13 protein-coding genes are annotated in these 13476 nt (G+C 30.2%); 8 read left to right on the forward strand and 5 right to left on the reverse strand.

Annotated elements, in window-relative coordinates; genetic code table 11:
* Positions 1–197: 197 nt before the first annotated feature.
* Positions 198–656 carry a hypothetical protein gene (locus LY08_RS13320; protein WP_111660926.1) on the forward strand — a complete coding sequence of 153 codons (459 nt, stop codon included), beginning with the start codon at positions 198–200 and terminating at the stop codon, positions 654–656.
* On the opposite strand, the gene LY08_RS13325 is transcribed toward LY08_RS13320, so the two are convergent.
* Entirely contained in the window at positions 645–1556 is a 912-nt protein-coding gene (locus LY08_RS13325) for a class 1 fructose-bisphosphatase (protein WP_111660927.1), read from the reverse strand. The two genes, LY08_RS13320 and LY08_RS13325, sit on opposite strands and share 12 nt — an antisense overlap.
* Positions 1557–1827: 271 nt before the next feature.
* Here LY08_RS13325 and LY08_RS13330 point away from each other — a divergent pair, with 271 nt between their 5' ends.
* The 5 genes from LY08_RS13330 to LY08_RS13350 all read left to right on the forward strand — a co-directional run bounded on the left by LY08_RS13330 (position 1828) and on the right by LY08_RS13350 (position 7286).
* Positions 1828–3081, forward strand: coding sequence for a phospholipase D-like domain-containing protein (locus tag LY08_RS13330; protein ID WP_111660928.1), 1254 nt, complete (start codon positions 1828–1830; stop codon positions 3079–3081).
* Positions 3082–3226: 145 nt separating this feature from the next.
* On the forward strand, positions 3227–3946 hold the full coding sequence (locus LY08_RS13335; RefSeq protein WP_146603231.1) for a hypothetical protein: 720 nt from the start codon (positions 3227–3229) through the stop codon (positions 3944–3946).
* A 148-nt stretch (positions 3947–4094) separates the two neighbouring features.
* Positions 4095–4868: a DUF6090 family protein gene (locus tag LY08_RS13340; protein WP_111660930.1), complete on the forward strand. Its 774-nt coding sequence runs from the start codon at positions 4095–4097 to the stop codon at positions 4866–4868.
* A gap of 243 nt (positions 4869–5111) precedes the next feature.
* Positions 5112–6005: a polysaccharide deacetylase family protein gene (locus tag LY08_RS13345; protein ID WP_158526742.1), complete on the forward strand. Its 894-nt coding sequence runs from the start codon at positions 5112–5114 to the stop codon at positions 6003–6005.
* 177 nt (positions 6006–6182) lie between these two features.
* The gene (locus LY08_RS13350) at positions 6183–7286 is read left to right on the forward strand and encodes a hypothetical protein (protein ID WP_111660932.1); all 1104 of its coding nucleotides are present in this window, start codon (positions 6183–6185) and stop codon (positions 7284–7286) included.
* A 190-nt stretch (positions 7287–7476) separates the two neighbouring features.
* Here LY08_RS13350 and gldD read toward each other — a convergent pair whose 3' ends face one another.
* From gldD to mutY, 4 genes are all read right to left on the reverse strand, one after another.
* Positions 7477–8055: a gliding motility lipoprotein GldD gene (gene gldD, locus LY08_RS13355; protein WP_111660933.1), complete on the reverse strand. Its 579-nt coding sequence runs from the start codon at positions 8053–8055 to the stop codon at positions 7477–7479.
* A gap of 39 nt (positions 8056–8094) precedes the next feature.
* On the reverse strand, positions 8095–9399 hold the full coding sequence (locus LY08_RS13360) for a gliding motility-associated protein GldE (protein WP_111660934.1): 1305 nt from the start codon (positions 9397–9399) through the stop codon (positions 8095–8097).
* A 9-nt stretch (positions 9400–9408) separates the two neighbouring features.
* Positions 9409–9858, reverse strand: coding sequence for a single-stranded DNA-binding protein (locus LY08_RS13365; protein WP_111660935.1), 450 nt, complete (start codon positions 9856–9858; stop codon positions 9409–9411).
* A 95-nt stretch (positions 9859–9953) separates the two neighbouring features.
* Positions 9954–10994, reverse strand: coding sequence for an A/G-specific adenine glycosylase (gene mutY, locus LY08_RS13370; RefSeq protein ID WP_111660936.1), 1041 nt, complete (start codon positions 10992–10994; stop codon positions 9954–9956).
* Positions 10995–11131: 137 nt separating this feature from the next.
* Here mutY and LY08_RS13375 point away from each other — a divergent pair, with 137 nt between their 5' ends.
* Together LY08_RS13375 and LY08_RS13380 are read left to right on the forward strand one after the other, a co-directional pair.
* Positions 11132–11422 (forward strand): HU family DNA-binding protein, encoded by a 291-nt coding sequence (locus LY08_RS13375; protein WP_111660937.1) that lies wholly within the window; start codon positions 11132–11134, stop codon positions 11420–11422.
* Positions 11423–11762: 340 nt separating this feature from the next.
* Complete coding sequence (locus LY08_RS13380; protein WP_111660938.1) at positions 11763–13307, forward strand: Rne/Rng family ribonuclease; 1545 nt, start codon at positions 11763–11765, stop codon at positions 13305–13307.
* The last annotated feature ends 169 nt before the right edge of the window (positions 13308–13476 follow it).

Raw genomic sequence — 13476 nt, forward strand, 5'->3', positions numbered from 1 at the left:
CTAAATCAACGAATAGTCCACTTTTGCTACTTCTGAATTTCCTGCGGAAATTCCTCGCACGCAAAACCGCACTATTCTTATACAGAAACGTTGTATTTAATAGAGAGAAACTTATTGCTTCAATCAAATTTTTACACAATCCGAACAATTTTTTTATATTGTAAACTTATAGGAATATTTCAAAAAGCTGTTTTAAAATGGAAAAAAACGATTTGGCTTGGAATTTATATTTAAGCGAAAGAGAATTTATTAAACATCACGAAAACCAAAGAACTACAGCATCAAATATACTAGCAGCTATTGCAGCTGGTTTGATTGTCGCTTTAGGAACTGACGAATTATCAATTGAAATTTCAATATTAATTTCTTTTCTACTTGCTGTAATGGGATTTTTTGGATATGTTTTTTGTGGTAAGCTCTACGCTTTAATTATGCTTCACGCAGGTCGAAGCTACGAATATTTGAAAATTTTAGACACCAACTATAAGGAAATAGATGTCGTTGCTATTAAAAAATTGGCGAAAACAAAAAACAAGGAAAGGTTCAAACGTTTTGGTAAGTTAGGACTTAATACAATTTGGCGAACATTTCATTTATTTATTTGTCTTACTGGTGTTGGACTATTTATTTTTCACACAATAAAACTATTTATTTAGGTTTTCAATACGTTGTATTAATTCCTTATCACCTAAAAATACAGGAGTTTTTTGATGTAATTCTATTACATCAACATCAAGTATTGATTTTTTACCATTACTAGAACTGCCACCAATAGATTTTAGTAGATAAGCCATTGGAATAGCTTCATAAACTAATCGTAAATGACCATTTGAATATCCTTTTCGACTATCATTAGGGTAAGCAAATAAACCACCTTGTATAATTAGTCTTTTGACTTCAGAAACCATAGAAGCATACCATCTTATATTATAAGTTTTTCCGTTTTCATCTTCTACATTCATTAAATCATCATAAAAATCTTGCAACCAATTATCCCATTTAATTTTGTTAGAAGCATTAATAGCAAACATTTTATATTTAGGTAATTTATCTAAACTAACAAAATTCCAACTAGAGTTTTCATTATTAAATACACCTTTATACGCTTCATTGTTTATTGCAAAATAAACTTCTAAATTAATACCAAAAACAAAAAAACCACCAGAAACAATATTTTTACCACAGAAGTCTGAAATGTTATTTGCTTCATCAAAAACACCAAATATTGCGCCAGATGGAATACCAACTATTGCTGATTTTGAACCATCTAAAGGGTCTAAAGTTAAACTATATCTTCCGTCGCCATATTGAACAAAATCAGGTCTTTCTTCCGATAATATATATTTAATATTTGTATCCTTATCAGCATTTTCTTGAAAACATTCATCAGCAAATACATCTAATCCAATTTGTTCATCATCAGTTTCATTCGTAGTATTTAGAAATTCTAAACCAGCACCTGATTTTAATTCTTTATAAATTGTTTCAGAAGATTTCAGTAGGCTTTTGAATATCTCAAGAATTTCAGTATTCTGATATTTTTTATATAAATCCATATTTATAAATCAAGTTAATTTTTGACTTGACAAGATACGATTTTCAATCCAAGTCTTAAGGAAAATTGATTAAAAGCTTTAAATTATTTTTACTAGATTAACTTCGAGAAACTACTAAATACAACAATGTGTATAATTCATTGCTAATAATAGCTTACTTACGAAAGTCCTCGCGGACTTTCTATCTGTGATTTATTTGCTAACTTTAGTGCTTAAACACGCAACGAAATCATACACTAGACCGTTGGCAACAATTCGAAAGACAGACTAATTGAACAAAAACAACTTCATATCGACTAATGACTTTCATGCTACCGATTTATTCGAAAAATGGAAAAAGCTTATTACAAAAGCTGAAAAATCTATTCTAATATTCACCCCTTATCTTGATTTCACCATAAATATTCTTATTAAAAACTCAACAAAACAAATTCCAATCACAATTATAACATCATTGGAAGGCGACAGCCTATTTCAACGAGGCTATCAACTCAATGCATTAAAAGAGGCAATCGGTAATGGAATTCTAGTTAAAAATCTTATTGGGTTACATGCAAAAATATTGGTGATTGACAATTCTTATATCTCATTAGGCTCTCAAAACTTCACGAATCGAGGTCGAAAAAATAAAGAAGCAGGAATGATAAGTGAGACATCTTTTGTTGACTCAAAAATAATTTCGACTTTAAAGAATTGGGAAGAAGAATCAAAAAGTGTTAGCCTAGAATTACTTGAGGAACTTATTCTTTTTTTAAGTAAAAACGAAGAACCTATTTCTAAAATCAAAAAGAAATTTGACAGAAACATTGAAAAGATAATCTCAGACCATAATCAAAGAGAGTTGGAAAAGCAAATTGCTAACTCTTCATATTTTAACTCTACATATAGATTTGCTCAAGGCGAGGTAATATTGACTCGAACTGTTCCACCACCTAATTATGACTATTATTCATTTTTTGCTCAAGAACATAACAATTTATGTAAATGGATAAAAACTATAGACAAAGGACAAGAAGAACAAATTGAGTTAGAAGATTATAAATATTATCCAGCAATAAATGTCAATACAATGCAAATGACTTATTTAAGAATTCATACAAGTAGAATTACATTTATGAAATCTAAATTTGACATGAGTGAATGGAACGGTTACGAAATTAACAAGATAAAATATAAACTTGATTTTTCATTTCTCAAATCATCAACTAAGAACTCAAACATTAAAGTTACTCTTAGCAAAGAATCAATCGGAAAAGGAAGTTTATACTATTTTTTTAATGGTTCAGTTTTTTTACTTATAAAAACTAAATACAGTAATGATTTAATTAAAAAAATAATTGAAAAGGAGCTAATATCAAGAAAGAAACGACATAATGAGTTTTTAAAGTTTCTTATCGAGCCAGCTAAGTTTACCACTCAGCAGAATCAACCAAAAGAAATTGAAAAATTTCTTCCTGAATACTCATATCGTGTTGGTATTCTAGAATATAAAGATTTACCAATTTTAATATTTAATAAAAGATAAAAACTGTTGCCAACACCGTGTATAATTAATTGCTTGGTCACTGCCGACTTACGAACATTCCTTCGGAATATTCTATCTGTGATTTATTTGCTAAATTAGTTGCTTAACCACGCAACTAACCATACACAAACACGTTACCCAACATTTGAAAAAACATTACGAAATACATAATAAACTTCTAAAAAGATTGATATTTGACAACTTGAAAGTCATAGGCTTTATAGTTATTCTTTTACCATTCTACTACAAATGGCGTAACGGAACTGAATTTGTTTATGAAGAAATTTGGATTTGGTTGCTTGCAGGATTTATTCTTATAACAAATATTCCTGCAATTCTTATTTACCTTAACTATTATCTTGAAAACAAAAACACAGAATTTACTCTAGATTATAATGAGGAAAAAATATTAATAACCCAAAATGGAATTCAAAAAGAATATTCAAAACACGACATAACGAAATCGACTTATCATTTAGGAATTTATTACAAAAATGCAATTGACAGAGGTGGACGTATACCAATGTTAATTTCCGATTTCGGATATTGGGATTTACAATTTAAAAATGGAGATAGGTATTATTTAACAAATATTCTTCACGATTTTCTTCTAGAGATACCAAAAGTTCCAAAAACTAAATATAGATTTAGATTTTATCCTTACATAAGTAAAAATGATAACAAACAAACTATTGACCTGAATGAAAAACCAAAAAAGGAAAAAAGTTTAACCGAAACTTTTATTGAAAAATTTAAAACCAAAAATGAGAAACAATTATTGGAAATTTTAGATAATAGAAAAAGTTATCAAGAAGAAGCTGTAAAAGCTGCTGAAATATTAATGAGAAATAAAAACGTTGGGTAACACCGTATATAAAAAATTGCTATTTTTAGCTTAACCAATGTGAGTTGCTTTGTTTGCTTGCATCTGATTTTCCTTCGGAAAATCCTCGCACACAAACACGCAACTTTCCATATACATAAACGTTAGCCTCCATTAAAGAAAAAAACTAATGATAAAGTTCTTCAGAAGAATCAGACAAAAGTTGCTCTCCGAAAACAAATTCAGTAAATACCTGATTTACGCAATTGGAGAAATATTACTTGTGGTTATTGGGATTTTAATCGCTCTACAGATAAATAATTGGAATGAAACAAGAAAAACGGAAATAGTTGAAATCGAAATTTATAAAGAAATTAAAGTTGATTTGAAAGCTGTCCTAGGGGACTGGAAATCTGGTATAAAAACACATTCAGAATATCTGGAAAATTCGATTAAATTAAGAGATCACATTATTAAAAGAAAACCTTTAAATGGAGATGTTTCAAGCTATTTAAGCAATGCTCATCGCGATGATCAATTTTTCCCCAGGTCTGTAGGTTTGGAAGCTTTAAAATCAGCGGGTTTAGAAACACTCACCAATGACACTTTAAGAAGAAAAATAATTACTATTTATGAACGTGGATTTAAAAGAATAGAATTATTAGGGTATCACAATGCACCAAGACATAATTTTAGTTTTTTGCAACCACTCACAGATAAATATCTCACCTTGTCCGATAGTTATTTCAATAATTATAAGATTACAAAAAGGGACAGCATTAAGTTATACAGGAAGAGAATTGTGAATTATGAAAAACTTTTGAATGATGAGCAACTATTGATGAAACTTCAGGATGCTATTAAATTGAGAGCGTGGAAACTAGCTATGTACAAAAGGTGGTATGACCATGTTGCGAATCTTTCCACTTTAATCGATGCTGAATTAGATAGATTGCAAGATTAAATACAACTTGAGATGAAGTGAGCATAGGGTTATTCAATCAAAATATCGAAGATGATTATATATATAATGCCATTTCCAAAGAATTAGAAAAATAACGAAAGCACAACAATGTGTATAATTCATACTCCTTCTCTACTCCATTTTGAATTACTATCTTTAATCATCTGATTTGCAATGTCTGAAAATCCTACGGATTCTCAACCGTACAAATCATACACGAACACGTTACCTACAATTTTAAGTATGAATCGATACATAATTTTATTTATAGCATTTATTTTCGTTTTTGTTTCATGTGATGAAAAACCAAGCTTTATAGATTTCACGTATCCTGAAGGTAATAGGAAAGCTCTGGTATTGAGTTATGATGATGGAACTATTCAGGATATTGAATTAGCCCAACTTTTTGAAAAAAACAATCTTGTTGGAACTTTCAATTTAAATTCGAAGTACTTAGGTGTTACAAGAGGATGGCCACAACAAAATGGAGATACAATTTATCAAAAATATGTTCCAAAAGACTCATTATTAATCATCTATAAAAATCATGAAATAGCTGCTCATGGAGCTCTGCATAAAAATTTCACCGGAATTTCAAGTGATGAAGTATTAGAAGAAATTAATACTGATCTAGAAATATTGAAGTCTCTTACCAATAGAGAAATTATAAGTATGGCTTATCCCTTTGGAAGTACAAATGATTCTGTATCAAGGTTGATAGCTTCAACTGGAATTAAAAATGGAAGAACAGTAGAAGATACTTATACATTCGATTTTCCAAAAAATTATATGATGTGGCATCCAACTTGTCATGACAGTAAAGTTTTGGATTTTCTTGATCCTTATTTAGAATTGAATGAACAGCAATTATCTGTTTTTTATGTTTGGGGGCACTCATGGGAATTTGGCAATGAGAAAAGATGGAATAACATGGTGAAGTTTTGTGAAACTATAGGAAAATCAAATGATATTTGGTCTGTTGGACATGGACAGCTTACAAACTATTTACTAGCTATTAAAAATGTGCAAGTTGATGAACAAAAAATTACAAATCCGTTAGATAATCAACCTATTTGGATAAATCTTTCTAGTGGAATCAAAAAATTAAATCCTGGTGAATCTATTAATTTAAAATAGTAGCCAACAACATGTATAATTAATTGCAGGGTTTTAATCCTACGTGTAAATTCCTGCGGAATTTCCTCTGATTCGTTTCATTTTTGCTAAATTAGTTGTTTGACTACGTGACTACTAAAAGCCGAAACCGCTACCAACAATAAAATCATTAAACTCAAATTCATTATTTTTATTACCATGAAAAAACCATTAAAATGTCTGTTAATAGTAGTTTTTAGTTACTGTTTAAGCGGTTGTAATAAAGATGATGAAACTATAGACACTGCAACACCTATACAGACAGATATTTCTATTTCAACTTCTCAAAATTTTATCTATTGGATAGACTCTGTAGATTTAATGCAAAAATTAGATAATGCTTTAAGTTATAATTACGGAGTTGCAAATGAAAGTGAAATTGATATAACAAGAAATTTTAATACAGATACTACACAAGTTATTGCCAGTATAGATTTTAAAACAGCATTTCAGAATACGTATAATGACAGTAATCCATCAAATAATTCTGTAACTATTCAACTTGAAAAAAATAGTGGTGTCCAGTTAAAAGCAGATGGACCAGGTGGTACTTATAGTCTTATAACCTCTGTATTAGCACCTGGATATAATCCTATAGAAGCTCCAGATTGTAGTCATAATGCTTTTGGAGAACATATTGATGAAATATTTGACAACGAATTAAATACTAATGTATTTCGGTTTTTTATTCACACCTCTCCAGATGATGATCGTTGTATAAATTTTGATAGACAACGTAATGAGATTAAAAGCTATGATCAATCTCCAGATAATTTATTGGGCACAGAATATGAAACCTTAGTTTATAATTGGAAGTTTAAATTAAATGCTGGGTTTCAATCTTCTGCAAATTTCACGCATTTACATCAGTTAAAGTCAGTAGGAGGTGATTTGTCCAGTCATCCAATGTATACTTTAACAACAAGAAAAAGCAATCCGGACAGACTAGAATTACGTTACGGAGAAACGGACTCGTCTGTTATATTAAAACAAACCGATTTAGCGCCTTTTGTAGCGACTTGGTTGGAGGTTACAGAAACCATAACTTATGGGACAAATGGGACCTATGATATTGAGATAAAAAAGGTTAATGATGGGTCAACTTTGTTTACTTATTCTAATACTTCTATTAATAACTGGAGACCTAATGCTACATTTGTTAGACCTAAATGGGGAATTTATAGAAGTTTAATAAATGTTGCAGACCTAAGAGATGAAGAGGTGCTTTTTGCAGATTTTAAGATTACAGAAATCCAACAATAACACCCTATTTAATAACTTAATTATCTTTTTAAAGCTTATTTTAAATGCTTTAGGTAAACACGCTTACATATTCTAGAAGTTGATTAAAAACGCTTTTAAAACCTGATTTAAAAAACAAAAAAATCGCTTTTTTAAGCGATTTTTTTTAGTCCAATAAGGTGGTTTGGCTGTTTAATAGTTGTTTTAAATTCTAATTCCATTGCACACTTTCCATAATCCGTTTGATGTCTTTTTGTAAGTAGTGAGCTGCTGGTAAAATAGAATCGTAATTAGGTTTTGCATAAAAATACAAGGATCCTGTTAAAAAGTGATTAACACTATCTGTAACATAAAACTGAGATTGTGATGCTGCATTACCACCAACTTCATAAAACATTCCGTATACTTTGTTTACTGGGTTTTCCCAAACCACTTCTTCTATCGCATCTGCTTTTTTAGTGTGCTCTTGTGTAAAGTTTTGTGCGTTTTTAAGGTATTGTATTAATCGGTCTTTACCATCTATTGCTTTGTAGGTTAAATAAATGGTACCTTTTAGTTTTTTATATTCTATGTTTAATCCAAAACTTGTTACATTGTCTGTTAATGGTTTATAACGTATGGTGTCACTATGTGTATTTCTATCAAAACTAAATGGTAAATTTTGGTTATAAGTCTTGTAGTTAGCTTGTGGGTATTCTAAGCGTAAATACCCTTTGGGTTTTGGTATTGGGTCACTTCCACAACCTATACAGCTTATTATTAAAAGACAAAGAATAAATGTTTGTTTCATATTAAATTACTTAAGCAAAGTTAAGTCAATTCTTAAGTTTTAAGGTAATGTCACCTTTACACGTTTGATGCGTTTTTTATCTAATGCTTCTATAGTAAAAACGTAATTTTCAAAATTTATTTTACTGTTTCGTTTAGGAAAACCTCCCGAATTTTCTAAAATAAATCCAGCCAGAGTTTCTGCTTCACCTTTATGGTCTTCAAAAACCAAATCGTCTTCAAGCTTAATTATTTTGTAAAAATCTTTTAATGCTGTCTTACCTTCAAAAACATAATTTTTGTTGTCTAATTTAGAGTAAATTAAATCTTCATCATCAAACTCGTCACTAATATCCCCAACTATTTCTTCAATAATATCTTCTAAAGAGACCAGTCCAGAAGTCCCACCATACTCATCAACTACAACAGCTAGATGGACTTTCTTTTCCTGAAACTCTGCCATCAAATCGTCTAACTTTTTATTTTCTGGAACAAAAAATGGCTCTCTTAATAAAGTGGTCCAATCAAATGTTTTTTTGTCAATATAAGGCAGTAAATCTTTAACATATAACACACCAACTATATTGTCCATATTATCTTTAAACACCGGAATTCTGGAATATCCATTATTAGTTATTTCAGAAATAATCTCGCTATAGGGTTGTTCTACATTTAAAGCAAAAACATCTATACGTGGTTGCATCACTTGCTTGGTGTCTGTATTACCAAAACTAACTATACCTTGTAGTATTTTTTGTTCTTCTTTGGTCGTGTCATGCTCACTAGTTAACTCTAAAGCTTGTGATAATTGGTCCACACTAATGTTAGATTTTTGTTTACCTAACTTATTATGTATACCTAAAGTTATACTTCGCATAGGTAGACTTAAAGGTGAAAATAACACATCCAATACACGTAATGGATAAGCCATAAATGTGGAGAACTTTAAATTATTACGACTAGCATATATCTTTGGTAAAATCTCTCCAAACAATAGTATTAAAAAGGTTATAACAACAACTTCCACCACAAACTTAACAACTATAGAAGTGATACCTGAAAACAAATAATTACCTAAAAAAGCAAACAGTATAACTATACCAATGTTTATAAAATTGTTGGCTACCAATATAGTGGCAAGCAGCTTTTTTGGTCGTGCTAATAACTTAGTTATAATCTGTATTTGTTTTTTGTTTTGAATAGCTTCATCTTCTAAGTCTGTTTTAGATAACGAAAACAAAGCCACTTCTGCACCAGAAATCATTGCAGAACAAATTAGTAGTACTATTAAAAGCACAAAACCTAGTGCAACGTTAATATTGTCTGTAATGATTAATGCTATAAAACTCGAGGGTTCAGGATCCATAGTTAATGATTAAAACGGAAGATCATCGTCACCATCTATAGGTTGCGATGCAGGTTTTTCTGTATTTGGTTTTGCTTGTTGTTGTGTATTGTTAGTTGCAGCAGTAGATGCATCACTTTCTTTTTTAGTACTTAAAAAGGTAAAGTCGGTAACTTGTATTTCTGTACTGTATCTATCGTTACCAGAATCGTCTTGCCATTTTCTGGTTTTAATTCTGCCTTCTACATATACTTTATCACCTTTAGTAAGGTATTTTTCGCAAATTTCTGCAGCTTTATTACGTACTACAATATTATGCCACTCTGTATTGGTTACACGCTCGTTAGTTTGCTTACTGGTATAAGTTTCGTTAGTTGCTAACGGAAAACGTCCCACACAACCACCTCCTTCAAAATAGTGCATTTTTACTTCATCTCCTAAATGCCCAATTAGCATTACTTTATTAAGTGTTCCTGACATAAATTATGGTTTTTATTACCGCTACAAAATTACAGTTTTAAGCGTCAATGTAAATAAATTTAATAAAAAATATTGAAGTGCTGACAGTTAGGCTTTTAAAAATTGAATTTTTCAATAAAATTTCCAATTAAAATTGGCACTGGATACGATTGGATGCTAGAGGTTAAAACACCCTCTGGTAATTCTTGCTCTAAGTTTACAATCCAAAATTTAGTATACAAATGTTGATGTGATAATTTATGAATAATGGGCTTCTGGTTGAAAACAGATAACTGAAATATTTTTCCTTTTAACACATTTAATTCTTCAATTTCGCTATATATGGTAGAATGATTAGCTTCTTTAGAGGTTTCAATTAACGGAAATTGATATAAGTTTTGCCAAATCCCATTACCTTGACGTTGTTCTATTATAGTTTTTTGATCACTAGAAAGTACTACTATATAATTAAAATGCTTTTTGGTAACCTTAGTGTTTTTCAGCTTGACTGGTAAATCACTTATTATATTTTTTTGTAGGGCTACACATTTGTTATTAAAGGGACAACTATTACAATCTGGATTTTTAGGCTTACATAATCTGGCACCAAACTCCATTATAGCTTGATTAAATGTAGCTGGTTGTTTAGTGTCTATTAATTGTTGTGCTAGCGTTTTAAAAGTTTTAAATCCTTGAGTTGTGTTAATAGGTGTATCAATACCATAAAGTCTAGATAAGGCTCTGTAAACATTTCCATCTACCACAGCTGTTGCTTGATTAAAACAAATTGATGCTATAGCGCTAGCAGTATAATCTCCAACACCTTTTAACTTAATAATCTCTTCAAACGTCTCTGGGAATTGACCATCTAGTTCTGTAACAATATATTTAGCAGAAGCATGTAAATTTCTAGCTCTAGAGTAATATCCTAGTCCTTGCCATAATTTTAACACCTCTTGTTCTTCAGCTTTAGCTAAATCAAAAACAGTAGGGAAATTAGTTATAAAAGAATTGTAATAGGGTAAGCCTTGAGCGACTTGTGTTTGTTGTAGAATAATTTCGGAAAGCCAAATAAAATAAGGGTTTTGGGTGTTACGCCAAGGTAAATCTCTTTTATTATCTAAATACCAATTAATTAATTGTTTGGATATGTTCATTTATTAGAAAAAAGTAAGAAATACAAAAGTAAAGTTTATCGCATTAAATTTTAATGAATTAGGTTTGAAATATTGAATATTAAATGCCTATATTTGCCAACCCTTAGAAAAATTAATAACCCAAACACGAAAAGACAATGACTAAAGCTGATTTAGTAACAAAGATTTCAGAAAAACTAGGAATAGAAAAAGGAGATGTACAAGCAACTGTAGAAACTTTTATGGAAGAAGTAAAAACTTCTTTAGAAAGTGGAGATAATGTATACCTTAGAGGATTTGGTAGCTTCATTATAAAAACAAGAGCTGAAAAAACAGGAAGAAATATTTCAAAAAACACAACAATTAAGATTCCTGCTCACAACATTCCTGCTTTTAAACCTGCAAAAGTATTTGTAGAAGGTGTAAAGACAAACGTTGACGTCAAGTAAAACATTATAAACGAATTATTAATTAAAACACATTAACCTATGCCAAGTGGTAAAAAACGTAAAAGACACAAGGTTGCTACGCATAAGCGTAAAAAACGTAGACGTGCTAATCGTCACAAAAAGAAAAAATAATTCCAAAAAGTAGTTTATTTAACTACTTTTTTGGTTTATTAAAATTATCGTTCTTTGAAAACAGAGTTTAAAATATAATACGTAAAACCTTGCGTGTTTATTAAACTCAACCGGATTTAAAAAATCCTGTGAATTATCTTAATTAAAGTAATTAAGATATAATGTATAATCCATCTGTACTTAATTGTATGGATAAAAATTAACCTAAATGGATAAAGAATTAATTATTAGATCTAGTCCAGAAGCTGTTGATTTTGCCTTATTAAAAGATGGAAAATTAGTTGAATTACATAAAGAGGAAGACGGGAACAATTTTGCTGTTGGCGACGTGTTTATTGCCAAAATTAGAAAAGCTGTTCCAGGTTTAAATGCTGCATTTGTTAATGTAGGTTACGAGAAAGATGCATTTTTGCACTATCATGATTTAGGCCCAAAAATATCTTCGCTTTTAAAATTCACAAAAAGTGTAAGCACAGGTAAACTAAAAGATTTTTCTTTAAAAAATTACCCATTTGAAAAAGATATTGATAAAGACGGAAAAATAACTGACGTCTTAAAATCAAATCAGTCTATTTTAGTACAAATAGTTAAAGAACCAATATCTACTAAAGGCCCAAGGATAAGCTCAGAGCTTTCTATAGCTGGTAGATATATTGTTTTAGTGCCATTTTCCGATCGTATTTCCATCTCTCAAAAGATAGAAAGCAAAGAAGAAAAAGAGCGTTTAAAACGATTAGTTAGGAGTATTACTCCTCAAGGTTTTGGCGTTATTGTACGAACAGTAGCAGAAGGCAAAAAAGTAGCCGAACTAGATAAAGATTTACAAAATTTGCTTAGTCGTTGGACTGCAATGTGTAAAAAATTACATAAAGCGCATCATCCTACCAAAGTGTTAGGCGAGTTAAATAAAGCCTCTTCAATATTAAGAGATATATTTAATGACACCTTTACTGGAATTCATGTAGATGATGAAGCGTTACATGTTCAAGTAAAAGATTATGTGCAACAAATTGCACCAAAAAAAGAATCAATAGTTAAATTACATCAGTCCAATGTTCCGATTTTTGAAAAATTTGGAATAGAACGACAAATCAAAACTGCTTTTGGTAAAACAGTCTCTATGGCTAAAGGTGCATACCTTGTTATTGAGCATACCGAAGCGCTTCACGTTATTGATGTAAATAGTGGTAATAGATCTAACAAATCAAACTCGCAAGAAGATACTGCTCTAGAAGTTAATTTAATATCTGCAACAGAAGTTGCTAGACAATTAAGATTAAGAGATATGGGTGGCATTATTGTGGTAGATTTTATAGATTTAAATACTGCTGAACATAGAAAAAAACTTTATAATCATCTTCGTGACGAAATGAAAGATGATAGAGCCAAACACAAAATATTACCTCCTAGTAAGTTTGGATTGATTCAAATTACACGTCAAAGAGTAAGACCAGAAATGAATATTAAAACCAGAGAGGAAAATCCTAATGGAATTAATGGAGAAGAGGTTGAAGCACCAATTGTATTAGTGCAAAAAATAACTCATGACTTAGAACAAATATTTAAAAAAGACTATAAAAAGGTGACTTTAAACACACATCCTTTTATAGCAGCCTTTTTAACAAAAGGTTTTCCATCTATTCGTTCAAAATGGTTTTTTGAACACAAAAAATGGGTAAAAGTACAACCAAGAGATGCTTACACGTACCTTGAATATCATTTTTTTGATAAAAATGGTAAACAAATTAAATAACAAAAAAGCCTTACTAAAATTTAGTAAGGCTTTTTTTTATGGTTTACATTTTGTTTTGGTTGTAAACTATTAGTGTGTTTTTATTGTTTTTGTGGGTTACCACTAACGATAAAGAATTGACTTCTTCTATTTAGTTGGTGTTCTTCTTCTGTACAAGGGTTACAGTCTA

The sequence above is a fragment of the Olleya aquimaris genome, assembly GCF_003259525.1.
Classification (GTDB): Bacteria; Bacteroidota; Bacteroidia; order Flavobacteriales; family Flavobacteriaceae; genus Olleya; species Olleya aquimaris.

What these genes read in the sequence shown, in the direction of transcription:
- LY08_RS13325 (WP_111660927.1), bottom strand. Translation starts at nt 1,556, where the DNA reads ATGGATTTATATAAAAAATATCAGAATACTGAAATTCTTGAGATATTC.
- LY08_RS13345 (WP_158526742.1), top strand. Translation starts at nt 5,112, where the DNA reads ATGAATCGATACATAATTTTATTTATAGCATTTATTTTCGTTTTTGTT.
- mutY (WP_111660936.1), bottom strand. Translation starts at nt 10,994, where the DNA reads ATGAACATATCCAAACAATTAATTAATTGGTATTTAGATAATAAAAGA.
- LY08_RS13320 (WP_111660926.1), top strand. Translation starts at nt 198, where the DNA reads ATGGAAAAAAACGATTTGGCTTGGAATTTATATTTAAGCGAAAGAGAA.
- LY08_RS13375 (WP_111660937.1), top strand. Translation starts at nt 11,132, where the DNA reads ATGACTAAAGCTGATTTAGTAACAAAGATTTCAGAAAAACTAGGAATA.
- LY08_RS13340 (WP_111660930.1), top strand. Translation starts at nt 4,095, where the DNA reads ATGATAAAGTTCTTCAGAAGAATCAGACAAAAGTTGCTCTCCGAAAAC.
- LY08_RS13380 (WP_111660938.1), top strand. Translation starts at nt 11,763, where the DNA reads ATGGATAAAGAATTAATTATTAGATCTAGTCCAGAAGCTGTTGATTTT.
- LY08_RS13350 (WP_111660932.1), top strand. Translation starts at nt 6,183, where the DNA reads ATGAAAAAACCATTAAAATGTCTGTTAATAGTAGTTTTTAGTTACTGT.
- LY08_RS13360 (WP_111660934.1), bottom strand. Translation starts at nt 9,399, where the DNA reads ATGGATCCTGAACCCTCGAGTTTTATAGCATTAATCATTACAGACAAT.
- gldD (WP_111660933.1), bottom strand. Translation starts at nt 8,055, where the DNA reads ATGAAACAAACATTTATTCTTTGTCTTTTAATAATAAGCTGTATAGGT.
- LY08_RS13365 (WP_111660935.1), bottom strand. Translation starts at nt 9,858, where the DNA reads ATGTCAGGAACACTTAATAAAGTAATGCTAATTGGGCATTTAGGAGAT.